The following is an 18,513-nucleotide window of genomic DNA, read 5'->3' as shown; positions in this document are numbered from 1 at the left end:
CGCGTCGCCGCATTCCGCCGCCTCGTCGGCCGCGATCTCGTGAGAGACGCCGTCACCGCCGCCGGTCGACGCCGTCGAGTCGGCCGGCGCCGCCGCCCCTCCCGCGAGGGTTGCCGCGGCGGGTCCCGTGGCCACGGCGCCGAGGAGCGAGAGGAGCACCGCGAGGGCGACCAACACGACTCGGAGGGTCGAGAGTTTGGCGCGGAGCGCGGCCCCCTCGCCGTCGCCCTCCGTGGCGTTCTCGCGGCGGCCGCTACGGGAACCAGCCCGGCCGCTGCGGGAGTCGGCGGTCGTCGCCCTGTCGGACCGATCCGCGCCGTCCGGTGGAACTCTGGAGGTCATCGTGGTGTCGATTTCGTCGTCACGGGGCCGAGTCGCACGAACGGCTCACCGTTGATTGCTACACGGTCGGGATCTCAGCGACTAAAGGGTACCTCCCCGATTATCGCCTTGGAGAACCGAAGCGGACCGCCACGGCCCGTCTCGGACCGAATTAACCGACAGCGGGGGGATCGAGTTCCCAGGCGAGCCCGAAGAGTTAAGCCCGACCGCGGTCCGGTTCCGATGAGGATGAAGACCTGTCCCCGGTGTGAGTCGTCGATCGACGACGAGGCCCGCTACTGCCTCGAATGCGGCGCCCCCCAAACCGAGGAGGCCGCCGAGGAGCTCGACGAGTACGTGCAGCGACAGGCCCAACAGGTCGCTGCCGACTCCGGGGCGACGGACGGCGAGAGCGGAGGTGACGGGTCCGACGGCGGTGACGGGGGCGTCGCCGCCTTCGTTCCGACCGAGGAGCTCACCGACCGCGAGCAGCTCTGGCGACGCGGCTGCTACGTCGCCGGGTACGGCTCGATCGTCGTCGCGCTCACGCTGGTCCCGCAGGTCGGGGCCTTTGTTCTGATCCTCGGCGGGATCGCCATCTTACCGCCGGTCCGCCGGCTGACGGCGGAGCCGCTCGGGAGCCCGCTGAAACGCGAGGTGATGGCCGGGCTGTACGCGGTACTCGCCCTGCTCGGCATCGCGCTGCTCGTTCTTTTGTAAGCGCGCACTCGGCTCTGCTGAACTTCTCGGCAAGTGCCATTCTGGCTCGTGTGGACGCAGTGCGGACGCAGTGGCGATCGAGGACGAGGGTGAGTGTCACGGTTCGTCGGGGAAAGGCGGTAGTTAAATAACCGGTAGTGACGGCGACAACTACTGATAAGCGATATGCGGTGGCGCGGCCCGGTGAGTGGCCTACGTGGCCGCCCACCGACGGCGCCAGCGACAGGGCGAGAGCGAAGCTCTCGTTTGCAACCGGTGCGTAGCGCCGGTGACGAGGCTGGGGGAGTGCGAGGCCGCGGTGCCATGCGGAGCGGGGTGGGACTCAAACGCGCAGTCGCTGAGGCTTTGGAAGTGTTCACCGTCGATCACTTATGAATAGCTGCCAGCAACGCACAAATCCGACTGACAAACAACCGCTCCACCACGGTAGCTCACGGACTCCAGCTACTCGATCCGGAACCCGTCGGCCTCTTCCGCCGCGCGCACGAGGTCGCCGATGCTGTCGCTCGCGGTGAGCCCCTGGCTCGCGGCGAACCGCTTGATCGCCACCGGCGGCACGTCGACGGTCGTCTCGCTCGCGACGAGCAGCAGGCCGAGCGCCTCCGGCGTCGGCGAACTCGGGCCCGCGTTCGACGCGAACCACGTCACGAGCGAGTCGAACGTCGCCGTCACGTCGTTCGACACCATCCGCTGGCGGGTGGTGTCGCCGTCGACGTGGAGCGTCGCGTCGATTCCGTAGGTGAACCCGTCGTCGTCGAAGGAGTTCGCCAGCCACCGGCTCACCGCCTGCCGGTCGACCGCGGGGGCGCCGCGACCGCCTTGCTGGTGGTTCGCGGAGGCGCCTCTCTGCGCGGGGTTCGCCTGCGGTCGCCCCGCGCCGCCGCCCTGCGGCCGGCCGGCGTTCCCGCCCTGCGTCTGACCGCCCGCACCGCGGGGCGCACCGGTGCCGGCTCCGCCTCCCGCGGCTGCACTCCCAGGGCCGCCTCCCTGATCCGGCGGTCGCCGCTCCTCGGGGTTCGCCGGGTCCGCGGAGGTGAAGCCCGTCTCGTCTCCGGGACGCTGGTCCGGCTGCGCCCGGCGAATGTTGGGCCGGCCGTTCGTCCCGACGACGTACCGGCTCTCCCCGATCTCGACGACGCTCTCGTCGTCGGTGAAGTCGAGCTCGTCGGGGTCGGCGGGCGGGGCGTCCGGGTCGGCCGCCGGTGCGTCGTGGTCACTCATGGCGTAGCCGTGGTGGCGCGAGAAAATAGGTGTTCCGGGCGGAGGGATCCGCCGGGGAAGTGGTTAGGGGGCTGTTCGAAGCTCGTTAGAGCCGGACCGCTTCGCCGTCAGTGGTGAAGAGGTCGGGCGCGTTCAGTTCGACGGACGTCGTCGACGACGACGGCGAGACGATGTCGAGCGACGAGGAGTCGCCCTCACCGAACGCGGTAAAGGTCGTATTGTTGTGCCCGTAGGTGTATCCACCGTTGTATATATCTCCGTTTACCATGTCACCGAAAGGCTCTGCCCCCGGATTCATGACGATCGTATAATCCGTACTGCCATCTAAGACGGCATTGCCGGATCCAACGAAGTTACCGGCAGAATCCTGAACAGCGAACGTGCTCGCGTTGAGTTGACTCGCGTTCGCAATGTCGCCTTCAGAAGTACTGGACGGATCTGCAGCCGTGTCGGTGAAGACGAGGTTCGCCTGTCCATTCGGGCCAACAGCTTGGATCGTCGATTCGGACAGGTCGATCTGATCGGCACCGGCGGCACCGGAGACCGTGATCTTGATCGCCTTCAGTTCGCCCGTGCTGTTATTACCCACGATACCGACTTCGCTCGTCACGTCGATCCGCTCTGACACGAGATCCGTACTCTCCTGACCGGTGGCCTCCGCTTGGGACTGGAGGAAGCCGGCCGTGTTGATCAGGACACCAGCGGCGATCGCCGCCACCAGCACCATCGCGATGAACACGATGAGCGTTCCGATACCGACCTGACCACGGTCTTCGCCGTTGGTGATAAACTCGAACATTATTACAGCCTCACCGAGGTCTGTTCATTAGTCAGCGTCGTCGGGACGCGGAGTTCCGCGGTCGTGGTCGCGCCCGACGGTGTCGTGAAGGTCAACGAGAGGCGGTCACCGCCCTCGAGGTACCCGTACACACCACTGCCACCGGCGTTCAGATCGATCCCGACATCAGCGCGATCACTGGCGTCCGTCAGAACGACATCCGCCGGATCCCCGGTGTAAATGTCGATCGACGACTCGCTACCGTCAAGCTGGAACGTCTCTTGACCTTGCGTACCAATGAGTTCGATGGTTGTCTCCGACAGATCAATGTTGTCGGCACCGGGCGCCTGCGCAACGGTGATATTCAGTTCGTCGACGACTCGGACACCGCCTTCATCCGTCACGTTCCCGGACTGACTCACGACCTGCAGCCGGTCGCTCACTTGCGCTGTACTCTCTTCGCCCGTTGCCTCTGCCTGCGTCTGGAGGAAGCCGGCCGTGTTGATCAGGACGCCGGCGGCGATCGCCGCCACCAGCACCATCGCGATGAACACGATGAGGGTCCCGATCCCCACTTGACCGCGCTCTTCCTCGTCCAGTATTGTTTCGAACATTGTGTGTTGCGTCGGCCCCCGGCCTGCCCGGCGGGCGTTATCGTTAGCAAGCGGGATTCCCCTATTAAAGACTCCGTGCCGATTATCCGACCTGATAAAGCACTGCAGTAATGCGATTATCGGGATATTTTCGATTGTATAATTTCTGTAATCATCAACGACGGTACGGTTTGGGTATCACATCCGATATCCGGAGTGCCGTAGGTGTGCTCCCGAATACCGGCCGATCCACCGGCGACGTTGAACCGGATCGAGGGAGTGTCGGTGCCGGTCGGTTCCGCCTGTGTTCGGACTGAGAAAGCGAGGAAAACCGGTCCGCGCCGTCGGCTCCGCGTTTCGTCGCGCCGCGGGGCGCTATCGGTCCTGGATCCGCGTGAGCTCGGATTCCGGAATCACCAGCTCCTGCGTGCCGGGCTCGTAGACGGCGAGGCTTCCGGCGACGAGCGCCATCGATCCCGCCAGCAGTCCGGTGTTGATCAAAAGCAGCGCTTCCGCGTTGGCGAACGACGTCCGGAAGCCCGCGACGGGCGTCGCGACGGCCGCGACGACGACCAGTCCGAAGCCGACGGCCAAGTACGCCATCGCGGTGCGGCCCGACGACCGGTACGCGGCGACCGCGAACGCCGCCAGCGTCGCGCTCGCGCCCGCCAACACGGTAGTCGTCACGAGATACAACCCCTCGATAAGCTCCATACCTGGCTTCCGCGGAGTTGGCACATAAACCCACGGTGATGGCTATCACCGGCGATAATACACCGCTCACGGTCGTGAGGCCGGAATTGCCGAGAGCACCCGGCACGCACGCTCGTCTTGGAGTCCGAGGCCCCCGCAATCACCGGTATCCTTTTAAGTCGCAAAAATCAATAGCGATAACGTGAATGGTGGGAGACGACCTGATCACGGTGCTCGGTAACAAGTACAATACGGACATCTTGACGGCGACCGGCGACGCGATGTCCGCGCAGGACCTGAGCGAGGAGCTCGATGTTCCGATCGCGACGTGTTACCGGCGGATCAACGAGCTCGAGGAGGCCGACCTGCTTGAGCTCCACGACCGGCCGCTCTCGGACGAACACCGCCGCGTGAAGGTGTACCGTCGGAAGGTCGACGGCGTCGAGGTCGATTTCCGCGACGGGCTCACGGTCGAGGTCGAAGAGCGCTCCGCGGTGAAGAACCGTCTCGACGACGTGTGGCGCGACCTCTCATCGAGCCGGTAACACCTCCTGGCCGTCCCTCCCGCTCCGCCTTCCTCTCTCGATTTGTCCCGTATTTGACCGGTGTTAGAACGACGGCTCCTCGGACCGCCCCATCATCGAGAACCCGCCGGCCCGCTCGTGGACGGTGATCCCGCCTTGTCCGATCTCCATCGGGAAGATGTCGGTGTCGATGTCCTGTTTCCGCATCTTCGCTACCCAGACGTATCGGTTGACCCCGGAGTCCGTCGGCGTCTGGATGAAGTAGATGTTCCCGTCCGTGAGGAAGTTCTCCAGTCCGACCTCGGTGTCCGGGAACACGGCGCCCTGCTCGTTGATGAGCAGTGAGGTCAGCCCGTTCGCCTTGAGGATGTCGGAGAACTTCAGGAGGTACGTCCGCTTCTCCTGTTCGGCGTCGAAGAAGAGCTGGAACATCGACAGCGAGTCGAGCACGAGCCGATCGAAGTCACCGTCCTCGATCGTGTCGAGCAGCCGATCGACCGCCGTCGAGAAGTCGGTCTCACGAAGCATCTCGCGTTTGTCCAAGATCACGATATCGCCGCTGTCGACGAGATCTCCGAACTCCTCCAGACCGATCGACTCCGCGGCGCCGCGGATGTCCGCCTCGTCCTCCTCGAACGAGACGTACACGCCGCGCTCGTCGTGTTCCGTGACGCCGTGATAGAGGTACTGGATTCCGAAGATACTCTTGCCGGTCCCGGGATTCCCGGAGACGAGTACCGTCGACCGCTCCGTGATGCCGCCGGCGAGGATCGAGTCGAGCCCCTCGACCCCGGTAGAGACGAGTTCTGACATTCGTACCACCATTAGCGACGGGAGTATATAAAAGACGATCCGACGTGACCGACCGAACCGACGGCGACAGCTTTATTTCTCGACACACCGCGAGTTCTTGTATGCCCGGTGAAGCGTCTCCCGTCGGCCTCGGCGGTGATCGGCGGTGAGCGATCCCTCGGTCCTCATCGTGGAAGACGAGTCCGATATCGCCGCGCTGTATGCCGGCTTCCTCGAGGAGAGATACGACGTCGACCTCGCCGAGACCGCTGCGGAGGCGATCGATCGGGTCGACGCGACCGTCGACGTGGTGCTTCTCGATCGGCGACTTCCGGACGGGAGCGGCGACGACGTGCTCGAACACATCCGTGAGACCGCCTACGACTGTCGGGTCGCGATGGTCACCGCGGTCGAGCCCGACTTCGACATCATCGATATGGGGTTCGACCTGTATCTCACCAAGCCCGTCAGCCGCTCGGATCTGCTGACGGCGATCGACACCCTTCTCACCCGCAGCGAGTACGACGATCTCGTCCAAGAGGCGGCGGCGCTGGCGAGCAAGCGCGCGGTTCTCAGCTCTCAGAAGCCGGCCGCCCAGCGCGAGGGCAACGAGGCGTACGCCGAGCTCGTCGAGCGGCTCGAGTCAATCGACACCGATATCGACGATCTCGGCGAGACGCTCTCCTCCGACGATTACCGCGCGATGTTCCGGGACCTCGGTGAGGCCTAACCCGGCGTCGCTCGCGCTCTCGCTCCGCTGTCCGCTCGCTCCCGCGTTCCCGACGATACCACTCCCATCGCGAGTCTCGGCAGCAGCGTCCGGAGCCCGACCGGATACCGATGACCGCGTCCGGATCCCGATCGAAGTTTGAACGGATACCGACCCGACTCTGCACCAAAGTTGTCCGGTAGTTGAAAAATTTATATCCCCGTCATCGCCCTCGTCCGGAACATGACGGAACGAGACACGCGGCGGCGGTTCCTGACGACGAGTGGTGGACTGATGACGCTGGGGCTCGCCGGTTGCCTCGGCGACGGCGGAAGCGACGGGGACGACGCGGACGACGGGATGAACGAGGGCGATGAGATGAACGAGGGCGACGAAATGGACGAGAGCGACGAGATGGACGGCGACGACGAGATGACGGAATCCGCAACGGTCCGCGTCCGGATCGAGAACGTCGCGTCCGGGGCGTTCTATCCCGCGAACACGCCGACCGGCGGCGCCGTCTGGGTCACGCCGGGGGCGTACGCCGTGCACGAGGGTGCGAATCCGATATACGAGCTCGGCGAGCCGGCGTCCGTCGGACTCGAAGCACTGGCCGAGGCCGGGCCGCCGACGGGGTTCGAGGGGGAAGGCGGGCTCGTCGACGAGCTCGGCGCGTCGACGGATGTCCACGACTCGGGGACGTACACCCCAGCGGACACGGTCGCGGACCCGAACGATCCGACGGGAGAGGTCCCGGGGGCCCCGCCGATCGCGCCCGGCGGCGCCTTCGAGTTCGAGGCGACGGTCGCGCCCGGCCAGCGGCTCTCCTTCGCCTCAATGTTCGTCCCGTCGAACGATGTCTTCGTCTCGACGGGGGAGGACGGCACCGCGCTCTGGCCCGAGGACGGCGACCCGATCGACGGCGACGTTACCGACGCCGTGTCGCTGCTCGACGCGGGGACGGAGCCGAACGCGGAGCCCCCCGGCACCGGTCCCGACCAAGCGCCCGCGCAAGACGCGCCCGATCAGGGCGACGACGAGGGCGGGACCGTGCGGCGGCTGAGCGACGTCGACGACGGCCACGAGTACCCGGCCGCCGGGGACGTGGTTCAAGTGACTATAACCCCGATATAAACCATGATCGACGTTACCGAACGGCGAGACGCGCTGCTCGCGACGGCCGCCGGGACCGCCGGGGTCACCGGCTCGTACCTCGTCACGGGCTGGTCGCCCGCGTTCGTCGTCCGTCCCGTCGATCAGGCCATCGTCAACCTGACGCCCGGGGCGATCGTGACCTTCATGATCGAAACGGTGGGCGACGCGGGCCACCTGATCCACATCTCCATGGCGTTCGCCGCCGTGATCGGGCTGTTCGCGGCGGTCGCGTTCGCCGGCCTCCGCCTCTCCGCGCGCACGAACCGTTCGCTGATCGGCGCCGCGGCGACCGTCGTCGGGTCGTGGCTGCTCGCCGCCAGTCTGACCGGCGGTCCGACGCAGGCGCTGGGCGTGGCGCTTCCCACGGCGGCCGCCGTCGCGATCGGCGGGCTCCCGCCCGACGCGTCCGAACCGTCGTCTCCCGACCCGGCCTCCGGAGACGGGTCCTCGGTCGCGGCGGACTCGACGACGGCCGTCGACGCGGTGCGTCGCCGGACGCTCGGCGTCGTGGCGGGGACGCTCGGGTTCGTCGTCACGACGGTCATCGGCCGACGCATGTCGGACGCGGACGGGGACGACACGCTCGCCGACGCCCCGCGGTCCGAGGGCGCGACCGAGCGGCTCCGCGAGGTCAGCGAGGCCTCGCTGGCGGTCGAAAGCGGCGGTCTCCTCGGAATGATGACTCCGATCGGCGAGTTCTACAACGTCGACATCGCGGAGTTCGACCCGGAGGTCACCGCGGCGGAGTGGTCGCTCACGTTCACAGGCGAGACGGAGACCGACCGGACGGTCGCCTTCGACGAGCTGACCGACCGACCCGTCGAGCACCGCGCGGTGACGCTCCGGTGCGTCGGCGAGGACCTGAACGGCCGCAAGCTGGACAACGCCGTCTGGACGGGGACCCCGGTCCGACCGCTGCTCGAGTCCGTCGACCCGCAGGGCGACTGCAACTGCGCGATGCTGCGCGGCGAGGACGGCTACTACGTCCAGTTCCCGGTCGACGTGCTCGCCGACGGCTTCCTCGCGTGGGGGATGAACGGGAAGGAGCTCCCGCCCGGCCACGGCCACCCGGTCCGGGTGCTGATCCCGGGACACTGGGGAGAGACGAACGTGAAGTGGCTCTCGGAGATCGAGCTGTTGAACGTCGAGGAGGACGGCTACTGGGAGGAGCGCGGCTGGGAGGGAACCGGCGAGGTGAACACGGTCGCCAAGCTCTGGGACGAGGGGATCACGGAGCTCGACGACGGTCGGATCGAGCTGGCCGGCCACGCCTACGCCGGAACCCGCAGGATCGAGCGCGTCGAGGTCTCGACCGACGGCGGCGACTCGTGGAGTGACACCGCCCTCTCCGACCCGCTCCCCGACGCCGACGTCTGGCGGCAGTGGCGCCACGTCTTCGACCCCGACGGCACGCACGAGGTCGTCGTCCGGGCGGTCGACGGCGAGGGGAACCGCCAGATACGGGAGCCGTCGGACCCGTCGCCGACCGGCGCCTCCGGCTGGGTCCGCCGGACGGTCGGGTGACCGCCCGCCGCCCTCCGTCGATCGCCTCGCCGGGCACCCGCCCGCGTCGCAACGACTTTGACACCCGACCCGACACAACAGTACGCCAAATGGAGAAGGCCCTGTGGTACCTGTTCGTCGCGAGCCGCGGTGGCGCCAACAGGGTCCGGATCGTCCGGGAACTCCGCGCCCGTCCCCGGAACGCGAACGAACTCGCGGAGGAATTGGACGTCGACTACAACACGATCACCCACCACCTAGAGATGCTAGAAGACCACGATGTCGTCGAGCCGAGCGACCACGACTACGGGAAGCTCTACTTCCTGACCGACCGCTTCGAGCGTCACGCGGACGCGTTCGAGGAGATCACGTCCGAGGTGGACGCCGAATGAACCCCGCCACCCCGACCGTCTTCGGCATCGTGATCACGGGGATCAACAGCGCGCTGTTGGCGGTGCTGGCCGCGATCTGGCTCCGCAACTACCGCGAGTTCGGCTCGACGCTACTCCTGGGGCTGTTGGGGTTCAGCGCCGTCCTGCTGGTCGAAAATCTGGTCTCCATCGCCTTCTTTTTCAGCAGTATGCGAACGCTGTACGCGATGGACCCGCTCGTCGGCCGGGTCGTGCTCGGGATGCGCGTGCTCGAACTGCTCGCGGTGTCGCTGCTGACGTACGCGACGGTGAAGTGATCGCGGCGTCCGGTCGCCGTCCCGCTCCCCCGCCGACGGCGTCACGAGAGCTGCTCGCCGACCAGCCGGTCCGCCTCGGCGAGGAACGCGTCGCGCTCGTCGATCGGGACCGTCGCGCCCGCGGCGACGTCGTGGCCGCCCCCGTCGCCGCCGACGGCGCGGCTCGCCTCCCGCATCACCGCAGAGAGGTCGAGCCCCCGCCGCACGAGGGCGTGCGACCCCCGCGAGGACACCTTCAGCTCCTCGGCGCTCTCCTCCGCGAACGCGATCACGGGCTTGGAGCGGTCGACCGCCGGCGAGCCGATCGCCATTCCGGCGACGATCCCGACGATCGTCTCGCGGATCCGCGAGCCGGCGTCGAACCACTGGAGGTGCTCTTCGTCGGTGACCCCCTCCGTCTTCACCCACTGAAGCCCTTCCGAGAGGTTCCGGCGGTGATTCCGGAGGAGTCGCCGCGCCTCGGCGAGCGCGTCGCCGCGGTCGCCGAGACACACCGCGAGACCCACGTCGGCCCGGTCGTACCGAGCGGTGGCGTTGAGGAGCGTGGAGAACTCGCTCACGTCCCGGAGCTCCGTGCCGGGCTCCTCGTCGACGAGCGTGTATGAGGTGCCGACGAGCGCTTCGATCCGGTCCGCGGGGACGCCGGAGGCGACGGCCCGGCGCATCAGCGCGGACGCGAGGACCTGTCGCTCCTCGGCGTCGAGGTCGACCCAGCGGCGCCACTCCCCGTCGCGTTTCACGTCGACGTCGAGGTCGGTCAGGAAGGAGATCGCCCCCGCCTCGTCGTTCGAGACGCCCGGGATCTTCACGTCGGAGGCGTACTCCAGCAGCTTCGGGAGCGGGCGCGTCTGTCTCCCGTACAGGTCGAGGTCGGTGCGCGTCTCGATGACGCCGGCGTCGACGCCGTCGGCGACGATCGCCTCGTTGGCGCCGACGAGCCCGCCGTCGGAGTCCTGCATGTCGCCGACCGCGCCGACGACCGCGAGCGCGGCGAGGTCGCGGTTGTCGCCGTCAGGTCCCTCCAGCGCCCGGGCGAGTACGTAGCTGGCGCCCGCGCCCGAGAGCTCGCTCGCGCCGTTGATCCCCTCCAGCAGCGGGTTGAGGTGGAACTCCGTGTCGGGGTCGGCCGGCTGGTGATGGTCGGCGATCACGGGGACGAACGCGCCGCGGGCCTCGTGGTCGGCGATCACGTCAAGTTGGCCGGAGCCGAAGTCGGTGAATAACACCACGTCGAACTCGCGGGCGGCGATCCCCGCGATCGACTCGGCGTCTAACTGCTTCTCGAAGACGACTTCGTGGTCGATCCCGGCGCGCGCGAGCGCCGACGAGGCGACCGCGGCGCTCGTCAGCCCGTCGGCGTCGATGTGGGACGCGAGCAACACCCGGCCGGCGGCGCGGAGGCGGTCGGCGCAGGCGCTCGCGCGTCCGGCGAGGTCCGGCACGGGTGAGTCGGCGACTGCCATTACCCCTCGTTGGCCCGCGATCGGGGATAAACTCACGCTTCGGTGCGGAGCGCGGTCGAACGGCGCGACGCCCCGAACTCCGGCGGAGGCGGAGACCGAGGCATCACTTGCCGTAACTGACGGTTATAGATGTGTTGAGATATATGCACTACACACATGACACGTGGGTTCAACACCCGGAGTCTCCACGCCGGCGCCGAGGCGGACCCGGCGACCGGGTCGCGCGCGACCCCGATCCACCAGACGACCTCGTTCGTCTTCGACGACGCCGACGCGGCGGCGGAGCTGTACGCGCTCCGGGCGGAGGGGCACGTCTACTCCAGGCTCTCGAACCCGACCGTAGGCGTCTTAGAGGACCGTCTCGCCGACCTGTCCGGCGGCTCTGACGCGGTCGCGACCGGCTCGGGGATGGCCGCCTTCGACGCGGTAACGACCGTGCTCGCGAGCGCGGGGGACAATATCGTCGCCAGCTCCGAGATGTACGGCGGCACGGCCGCGTACCTCACCAGCATCGCGAACCGCCGCGGGGTCGAGGCCCGGCTCGTCGACGCGCTCGACGAGGAGGCGTACGCGGACGCGATCGACGAGGACACCGCGTTCGTCCACGTGGAGACGATCGCGAACCCCTCGCTCGTCACCCCCGACTTCGAGCGGCTCGCCGAGGTCGCCCACGAGCACGCGGTGCCGCTCGTCGTCGACAACACGTTCGCGACGCCGTACCTCTGTCGCCCGTTCGAGCACGGCGCCGACATCGTCTGGGAGTCGACGACGAAGTGGATCACGGGCAACGGGACCACCGTCGGCGGCGTCCTCGTCGACGGCGGGCGGTTCCCGTGGGGCCACCCGGACGCCGACTACGACGAGCTCGACGGGCAGTCGCCCGCCTACCCGATCGACTTCGTCGAGCGGTTCGGCGACGCCGCCTTCGCGAACGTCGCCCGCCAGCGCGGGGTGCGACCGACCGGCGGCCAGCAGTCCCCGTTCGACGCGTGGCAGACGATCCAGGGGCTCAACACGCTCCCGCTCCGGATGGAGCGCCACTGCGAGAACGCGCGGACCGTCGCCGAGTTCCTCCGGGACGACGGCCGGGTCGACTGGGTGACGTACCCCGGCTTCGAGGACCACCGGAGCCACGACAACGCCGCCGAGTATCTCGACGGATTCGGCGGAATGGTCACCTTCGGCGTCGACGGCGGCTACGAGGCCGCCAAGACGTTCTGTGAGGCCGTCGATCTCACGAGCTTCCTCGCGAACATCGGGGACGCGAAGACGCTCGTCATTCATCCCGCCTCCACCACGCACGCGCAGATGGACGAAACGCAACAGCGGCTCGCCGGTGTGCACCCGGAGATGCTCCGACTCTCCGTCGGGATCGAGGACGCCGACGACGTGATCGCCGATCTCGACCGAGGGCTCGCTGCCGGTGAGCGCGCCGCGACAGGCACGGAGGTGTGACCTCGTGAGTACCGTTCCGGCCGATCACGGCGTCGCCTCGCTCGGGGAGTTCACCTTCGACTGCGGTCAGTCGGTTCCCGATCTGGAGGTCGCCTACGAGACCCACGGGGAGTTCGACGGCGACAACGTCGTGTTGGTGTGTCACGCGCTCACCGGCAGTCAGAACGTCGCCCGGTCGCCGACACCGGAGCGCGACGAGAGGACCCGCGGGGCCGGACAGGCCGGACAGGCCCGCGCGTGGTGGGACGACATCGTCGGCCCGGGGAAGGCGATCGACACGACGGAGTACTTCGTCGTCTGCGCGAACGTCCCCGGCTCCTGTTACGGCACGACCGGACCGACGAGCGAGCGCCCCGCCGACCTCGACCTCACCGACGAGCCCGACCACGACCGGTGGGGGACCGCCTTCCCGCCGGTGCAGGTCGAGGACTGGGCGCGCGCCCAGCGTCGCCTGCTCGACCACCTCGGGGTGGGGCGGCTGCACGCCGTCGTCGGCGGCAGCGTCGGCGGCATGAACGTCTTGGAGTGGGCGAAGCGGTACCCGGACGACGTCGACCGCGTCGTCGCCATCGCGACCGCCGGGCGGCTCGACGCCCAGTGTCTCGCGCTCGACGCGGTCGCCCGCCGCGCGATCCGCGCGGACCCGAACTGGAACGGCGGCGACTACTACGGCGAGGACCGGCCCTCGCCCGACGAGGGGCTCGCCTTAGCCCGCCAGCTCGGGCACATCATGTACCTCTCGAAGGCGTCGATGGAGCGGAAGTTCGGTCGCCGCTCCGCGGGCCGCGACTCGCTGACCCGCGAGGAGGGCGACCTCGGGCTGCCGCCGGAGCCGACGGCGGCGTTCTTCCCGTACCGGGAAGTGGAGTCGTACCTCGACTACCAGGCCGAGGGGTTCAGCGAGCGCTTCGACGCCAACAGCTACCTCTACCTCACGCGCGCCATGGACGAGTACGACCTCTCGGCGGGTCACGGCACCGACGCCAACGCGCTGGCGGCGTTCGAGGGGGAGGCGTTGCTGCTGAGCTTCACCGCCGACTGGCACTTCACCGTCGAGCAGTCGTCGTCGCTCGCCGACGCGTTCCGCGCCGGCGACGCCCCGGTCGCGCACCACGTGATCGATTCCGATCACGGCCACGACGCGTTCCTCGTCGAGCCCGAACACGTCGGCCCGCCCCTCCGCGACTTCCTCGCGGACGGGGTCGGGGGTCGAGCGGTCTCCGACGACGGCGGCGAGGGCGACCAATCCGCGCGCCCCGAGCCGGACCACGCGCCGGTGCACGCGAGCCTGTTCCGGGGATAGCGGACGTATTTAAAAGAATTGTGTGCGGTCGGCGCGCCCCTGCGAGCGGCCCAAAGGGCCGCGAACAGCCCGTGCGAGGTCGCCGGCGGCTCCGCCGCCGGCTGCCAGAGGCGCTTCGCGCCTCGCGGCAGGGGCTTTGGTGGTGTTCACCGTCGCTCCGTCAGCAGCTGTTTATAAGCGAGCGGTCGAGCCCCGGAACGCGTCTGTCACGCCGCCGAACCTCCACGATCAATCATGGAAATGTTCATAGTTCTCGACGCCGTGGTGTGTGAGGTATGCCCGGTGGACACTCTCAGACCCTGCGACCGTTCCTGTGGCGCGCGGAGAAACTGTACCCCGACACCGAGGTCGTCTCCCGGACGCACGAGGGGCGCACGCGGCACACGTACGCCGAGTACGCCGACCGCACGGCGCGGCTCGCGAACGCCTTAGACGAGCACGGGATCGAGCGCGGCGACAGGGTCGCGACGTTCTGCTGGAACCACACCCGCCACTTCGAGACGTACTTCGGCGTCCCGAACACCGGCGCGCAGCTCCACACGATCAACCCCCTGCTGCCCGACGAGCACATCCAGTACATCGTCGACGACGCCGAAGACGAGATCGTCTTCGTCGACCCGTCGCTGGCCCCGAAGCTCGCCGCGGCGGCCGAGGGCGCCGAGGAGTTCGCCGACGTCGACTTCGTCGCCATGGGCTCCGCCGAGATCGACGAGCTCGACGCCGTCCCGTACGAGGAGTTCATCGCGGGCCACTCCACCGACTACGACTGGCCCGACCTCGACGGCGACCAGCCCGCCGGCCTCTGTTACACCTCCGGGACGACGGGGAAGCCGAAGGGCGTCGAGTACACCCAGTCGATGCTGTGGAGCCACACGATGGCCTCCCAGACGCCGCAGGGGATCCCGATGGAGGACTCCGACGTAATCATGCCAGTCGTACCTATGTTCCACGTTAACGCGTGGGGGATGCCGTTCACCGCGACCGCCGCGGGCGCGAAGCACGTCTACCCGGGTCCGTCGCCGGACCCGGCGGACCTCGCGGCGCTGATCGAGGAGGAGGGCGTGACGATCTCCGCGGGCGTGCCGACGGTGTGGCTCGGCCTCCGCGAGTACATCGAGGGGGGCAACGACGTGGACCTCTCGACGCTCGACACCGTGATCGTCGGCGGCGCGGCCGCGCCGCAGGCGCTGATCGAGTGGTACGACGAGCGCGACGTCGAGGTGCTCCACGCGTGGGGGATGACGGAGCTGTCGCCCATCGGAACCGTCTCGCACCTCAAGAGCGACCTGCGCGACGCCGACTACGACACGCAGGTGAACAAGCGCTCGAAGCAGGGGCTCGTCGCCCCCGGCTTAGAGTTCGAGGTCATCGACGAGGACGGCGAGGAGGTGCCGTGGAACGGCGAGGACTTCGGTGAGCTCCGGATCCGCGGCCCGTGGGTGACGAAGGAGTACTTCAAGCGCCCGGAGGCCAACGAGGAGGAGTTCGTCGACGGCTGGCTGAAGACCGGCGACGTGGTCACCGTCGACGAGGACGGCTACATGCAGCTCGTCGACCGCACGAAGGACGTGATCAAGTCCGGCGGCGAGTGGATCTCCAGCGTCGAGTTAGAGAACGCGATCATGGCGTACGACGGCGTGAGCGAGGCGACCGTGGTCGGCGTCCCCCACGAGCGCTGGCAGGAGCGACCGGTCGCGTTCGTCGTCGCGGCCGACGGCGTCGATCGCGAGGCGCTCGTCGACGACATCGAGGCCGGCCTCCGCGAGGAGTACCCGAAGTGGTGGGTCCCGGACGCGGTGGAGTTCATCGACGAGGTGCCGAAGACCGCCACCGGGAAGTTCTCGAAGAAGGACCTCCGGGAGCGGTACGCCGACCAGTCGCTCGTCGAGGGATCGGTGCCGGAGGAGGACGCGCCCGAGCAGGAATAGGTCGCTAGCGGGTTTTCGCGGTCGGTTCAGTCGCCGTCGCCGTCGCGGTCGCCGACGATCCACTTGTGCGAGTAGCTCTCGCCGCACGTGCAGTGGGCGTACGCGTGGACCACGTCGCCCTCGGCGTAGAGCCCGCCGACCTCTTCGTTTTGCGCCTCCGCGAACGCGAAGACGAACCGCACGTCGTGGTCGGCGTCGGGATTTTCCTCGGCGAAGGGACACTCGCCGCCGTCGAGCGCCCGGTCGATCGTGCCCTCGGCACCCATCGCCGTCTTCGCGAACTCCATCGCGCCCGTCCCCGTCCCGGCTTCGAACGCGGACCGACCGGTCTCGCCGTCGAGGATCAGCCGCACGCCGTCGTCAGTCTCGGTGCCGACGTTGCGGAGCCGGGAGTCGTCGTCGAGGTACGCGTCGCTGAGGTAGAAGACGACGTCGTCGAGCCGCTCGCCGGCGAGGAACTCGTCGAGTTTGCTCATGCCGGCCGGACGCGCGTGAACGGTAAAAGGCGTGCGAGTCGCGGTCGAAGGGGCGGCGAGGTCGTCGCTGCCGGAGCAGCCCCCGTCGCCGAGGGAGTAGAACTCGTGCGCCGCCGGCCGCGAACCGCGACGGGTCCCGGACTGATGTTAAATCATGTAGAATCGGGGTAACTGTTAATACGTCCCACTGAGATCCGTCCCCTGATGAGCGCGCAAACACCATCCGGAGACCGGCTCGCCGAGTGGGCGGAGCTGGTGGACGAAGACGTACCCGAGGAGCTCCGAGAGGAGCGCTCCGTCGAGCGATAACTTTCACCCCGCTTCGCGAAGGCTTTAGGCCGACGGCGGCGAAGCGTCGCCGATGGCGACCGAGGCCGCCGGCATCGACAGACCCCTGCTCGTCGACGAATTCCTTCAAGAGCGCCGCTACCAGCTCCAGCTGGCGGCGTCCGCGGCCGACGACCACACCCTCGTCTGCCTCCCGACCGGCCTCGGCAAGACCACGGTCAGCCTGCTCGTCACCGCCGAGCGCCTCCACGAGGCGGGCGGGAAGGCCCTCTTCTTAGCCCCCACTAAGCCCCTCGTCCAGCAGCACGCCGACTTCTACCGCGAGGCGCTCTCGATCCCGGACGACGAGATCGTCGTCTTCACCGGGGACGTGAAACCGGACGACCGAGCCGCGCTCTGGAACGACGCCCGGATCGTGATCGCGACCCCGCAGGTCGTCGAGAACGACCTCGTCGGCAACCGGATCTCGCTGCGCGACGTGACCCACCTGACCTTCGACGAGTGCCACCGCGCGACCGGCGACTACGCGTACGTCTACATCGCGGAGCGGTACCACTCCGACGCGGCCGATCCGCTCGTCACCGGAATGTCGGCCTCGCCGGGCGGCGACACCGAGGAGATCGAGACCGTCTGCGAGAACCTCGGGCTCTCGAACGTCGAGGTGATGACCGAGGCGGACGCCGACGTCGACGAGTACACCCACGACACCGACGTGCAGTGGGAGCAGGTCACGCTCCCGGACGAGGTCCTCGAGATCCGCGACGCGCTCAACGAGGTGATCACCGACCGGCTGGAGAAGCTGAAGTCGCTCGGGGTGACGAACACGACGAACCCGGACCTCTCGCAGAAGGACCTCAACGCGATGCGCGGGAAGCTGAAGAAGATGATGGACAACGACCAGTCGGACGGGTACAAGGGGATGAGTACCCACGCCGAGGTGATGAAGCTCCGGCGCGCGACCGAGCTGGTCGAGACCCAGTCGGTCGAGTCCGTCCGCCGCTACTTCGAGCGCCAGCGCGAGGCCGCCCGCTCGTCGGGCGCCTCGAAGGCGAGCCAGCGGATGGTCGCGGACCCGAAGGTGCGAGAAGCGATGCGGAAGGCGGAGTCGTTCGACGGGCTTCACCCGAAGTTCTCGAAGGCGCGGATCCTCTTGGCCGAAACCCTCGGCATCAACGAGGGCGAGCGCGCGATCCTCTTCACCGAGTCCCGAGACACCGCCGAGGCGCTCGTGGAGTTCCTCTCCGCGAGCTTCGACGTCCGGAAATTCGTCGGACAGGGCGATAAGCAGGGCTCCGACGGGATGAGCCAGAAACAGCAGCAGGAGACCCTCGACGAGTTCAAAGCCGGCGACTTCGAGGTGCTCGTCTCCACGTCGGTCGCCGAGGAGGGCCTCGACGTTCCGGAGGTCGATCTGGTCTGCTTCTACGAGCCCGTCCCGACCGCGATCCGCTCGATCCAGCGCAAGGGTCGGACCGGCCGGCAGGCCGAGGGGAAGGTGGTCGTCCTGATGGCCGAGGACACCCGCGACGAGGCGTTCTTCTGGATCTCGCGGCGCCGCGAGAAGAAGATGGCCAGCCAGCTCGCGGAGCTGAAGCAGGCCACCGACGACATCGAGGAGACCGTCGGCGACGACGGGCAGGCGGGGCTCGACGCGTTCGCCGGGGGGTCCGGGAACGAGGCCGACGACACCAAAGCGGAAGTCGACGAGGGCGCGTCCGACAGCGACGACGCCGGTCTCACCGACTTCGCGGCCGAGACGCGGAACAGTGGGGGCGGTGGCGAGGCGGATGACACCGACAGCGACGACGACGGCGTCGTCGCGACCGCCGGCGCCGACGAGGGCGTCGCGGTCGTCGAGGTCGTCGTCGTTCTTTGCGTGTTCGTCTCCGCTTTCACCAAGGCC

General features: G+C 68.1%; 18 protein-coding genes and 1 pseudogene. 11 read left to right on the top strand and 8 right to left on the bottom strand.

The window, feature by feature from the left end; translation table 11 throughout:
- Positions 1-342, bottom strand: a pseudogene (locus OQF71_RS09135) (hypothetical protein); the annotation flags it as partial.
- A gap of 228 nt (positions 343-570) precedes the next feature.
- On the opposite strand from OQF71_RS09135, the gene OQF71_RS09130 reads away from it, so the two are divergent.
- Positions 571-1,041, top strand: coding sequence for a zinc ribbon domain-containing protein (locus OQF71_RS09130; RefSeq protein ID WP_280587201.1), 471 nt, complete (start codon positions 571-573; stop codon positions 1,039-1,041).
- 444 nt (positions 1,042-1,485) lie between these two features.
- Here the strand turns inward: OQF71_RS09130 and OQF71_RS09125 are convergent, their stop codons facing one another.
- The 4 genes from OQF71_RS09125 to OQF71_RS09110 all read right to left on the bottom strand — a co-directional run bounded on the left by OQF71_RS09125 (position 1,486) and on the right by OQF71_RS09110 (position 4,347).
- Complete coding sequence (locus OQF71_RS09125) at positions 1,486-2,262, bottom strand: hypothetical protein (protein WP_280587200.1); 777 nt, start codon at positions 2,260-2,262, stop codon at positions 1,486-1,488.
- Positions 2,263-2,347: 85 nt separating this feature from the next.
- The gene (locus OQF71_RS09120) at positions 2,348-3,061 is read right to left on the bottom strand and encodes an archaellin/type IV pilin N-terminal domain-containing protein (protein WP_280587199.1); all 714 of its coding nucleotides are present in this window, start codon (positions 3,059-3,061) and stop codon (positions 2,348-2,350) included.
- A 2-nt stretch (positions 3,062-3,063) separates the two neighbouring features.
- A complete protein-coding gene (locus OQF71_RS09115) occupies positions 3,064-3,654 on the bottom strand; it encodes an archaellin/type IV pilin N-terminal domain-containing protein (protein ID WP_280587197.1) in 591 nt (196 codons plus the stop codon).
- 354 nt (positions 3,655-4,008) lie between these two features.
- Positions 4,009-4,347, bottom strand: coding sequence for a hypothetical protein (locus tag OQF71_RS09110; protein ID WP_280587195.1), 339 nt, complete (start codon positions 4,345-4,347; stop codon positions 4,009-4,011).
- Positions 4,348-4,532: 185 nt separating this feature from the next.
- Between OQF71_RS09110 and OQF71_RS09105 the strand changes: the two genes are divergently transcribed.
- Positions 4,533-4,871, top strand: coding sequence for a helix-turn-helix domain-containing protein (locus tag OQF71_RS09105; protein WP_280587194.1), 339 nt, complete (start codon positions 4,533-4,535; stop codon positions 4,869-4,871).
- Between the two features lie 63 nt (positions 4,872-4,934).
- Here OQF71_RS09105 and OQF71_RS09100 read toward each other — a convergent pair whose 3' ends face one another.
- Positions 4,935-5,663: an ATPase domain-containing protein gene (locus OQF71_RS09100; protein WP_280587192.1), complete on the bottom strand. Its 729-nt coding sequence runs from the start codon at positions 5,661-5,663 to the stop codon at positions 4,935-4,937.
- A 145-nt stretch (positions 5,664-5,808) separates the two neighbouring features.
- Between OQF71_RS09100 and OQF71_RS09095 the strand changes: the two genes are divergently transcribed.
- The 5 genes from OQF71_RS09095 to OQF71_RS09075 all read left to right on the top strand — a co-directional run bounded on the left by OQF71_RS09095 (position 5,809) and on the right by OQF71_RS09075 (position 9,697).
- Complete coding sequence (locus tag OQF71_RS09095) at positions 5,809-6,372, top strand: HalX domain-containing protein (RefSeq protein WP_280587190.1); 564 nt, start codon at positions 5,809-5,811, stop codon at positions 6,370-6,372.
- 222 nt (positions 6,373-6,594) lie between these two features.
- A complete protein-coding gene (locus tag OQF71_RS09090) occupies positions 6,595-7,485 on the top strand; it encodes a spondin domain-containing protein (RefSeq protein WP_280587189.1) in 891 nt (296 codons plus the stop codon).
- A 3-nt stretch (positions 7,486-7,488) separates the two neighbouring features.
- Complete coding sequence (locus tag OQF71_RS09085; RefSeq protein WP_280587188.1) at positions 7,489-9,030, top strand: molybdopterin-dependent oxidoreductase; 1,542 nt, start codon at positions 7,489-7,491, stop codon at positions 9,028-9,030.
- A gap of 89 nt (positions 9,031-9,119) precedes the next feature.
- Positions 9,120-9,401, top strand: coding sequence for a winged helix-turn-helix domain-containing protein (locus tag OQF71_RS09080; RefSeq protein ID WP_280587186.1), 282 nt, complete (start codon positions 9,120-9,122; stop codon positions 9,399-9,401).
- Positions 9,398-9,697 carry a hypothetical protein gene (locus tag OQF71_RS09075; protein WP_280587185.1) on the top strand — a complete coding sequence of 100 codons (300 nt, stop codon included), beginning with the start codon at positions 9,398-9,400 and terminating at the stop codon, positions 9,695-9,697. Before OQF71_RS09080 ends, OQF71_RS09075 begins: the two co-directional genes overlap by 4 nt.
- Before the next feature lie 41 nt (positions 9,698-9,738).
- Here the strand turns inward: OQF71_RS09075 and OQF71_RS09070 are convergent, their stop codons facing one another.
- Positions 9,739-11,160 carry a DHH family phosphoesterase gene (locus OQF71_RS09070; RefSeq protein ID WP_280587184.1) on the bottom strand — a complete coding sequence of 474 codons (1,422 nt, stop codon included), beginning with the start codon at positions 11,158-11,160 and terminating at the stop codon, positions 9,739-9,741.
- A gap of 156 nt (positions 11,161-11,316) precedes the next feature.
- Between OQF71_RS09070 and OQF71_RS09065 the strand changes: the two genes are divergently transcribed.
- From OQF71_RS09065 to OQF71_RS09055, 3 genes are all read left to right on the top strand, one after another.
- Positions 11,317-12,615 (top strand): O-acetylhomoserine aminocarboxypropyltransferase/cysteine synthase family protein, encoded by a 1,299-nt coding sequence (locus OQF71_RS09065; RefSeq protein WP_280587182.1) that lies wholly within the window; start codon positions 11,317-11,319, stop codon positions 12,613-12,615.
- A 4-nt stretch (positions 12,616-12,619) separates the two neighbouring features.
- The gene (gene metX, locus OQF71_RS09060; protein ID WP_280587180.1) at positions 12,620-13,918 is read left to right on the top strand and encodes a homoserine O-acetyltransferase; all 1,299 of its coding nucleotides are present in this window, start codon (positions 12,620-12,622) and stop codon (positions 13,916-13,918) included.
- Between the two features lie 275 nt (positions 13,919-14,193).
- Positions 14,194-15,846 carry a long-chain fatty acid--CoA ligase gene (locus OQF71_RS09055; protein ID WP_280587178.1) on the top strand — a complete coding sequence of 551 codons (1,653 nt, stop codon included), beginning with the start codon at positions 14,194-14,196 and terminating at the stop codon, positions 15,844-15,846.
- A gap of 26 nt (positions 15,847-15,872) precedes the next feature.
- Here the strand turns inward: OQF71_RS09055 and OQF71_RS09050 are convergent, their stop codons facing one another.
- Positions 15,873-16,322: a DUF5807 family protein gene (locus OQF71_RS09050; RefSeq protein WP_280587177.1), complete on the bottom strand. Its 450-nt coding sequence runs from the start codon at positions 16,320-16,322 to the stop codon at positions 15,873-15,875.
- Between the two features lie 361 nt (positions 16,323-16,683).
- Here OQF71_RS09050 and OQF71_RS09045 point away from each other — a divergent pair.
- On the top strand, positions 16,684-18,513 hold a 1,830-nt coding region (locus OQF71_RS09045; RefSeq protein ID WP_280587176.1), incomplete at its 3' end, for a DEAD/DEAH box helicase.

Source organism: Halorubrum sp. Boch-26 (assembly GCF_029889805.1).
Classification (GTDB): Archaea; Halobacteriota; Halobacteria; order Halobacteriales; family Haloferacaceae; genus Halorubrum.
Note: the sequence above shows the minus strand (reverse complement) of the source record. Positions and strands in the feature narration are given on the sequence as shown.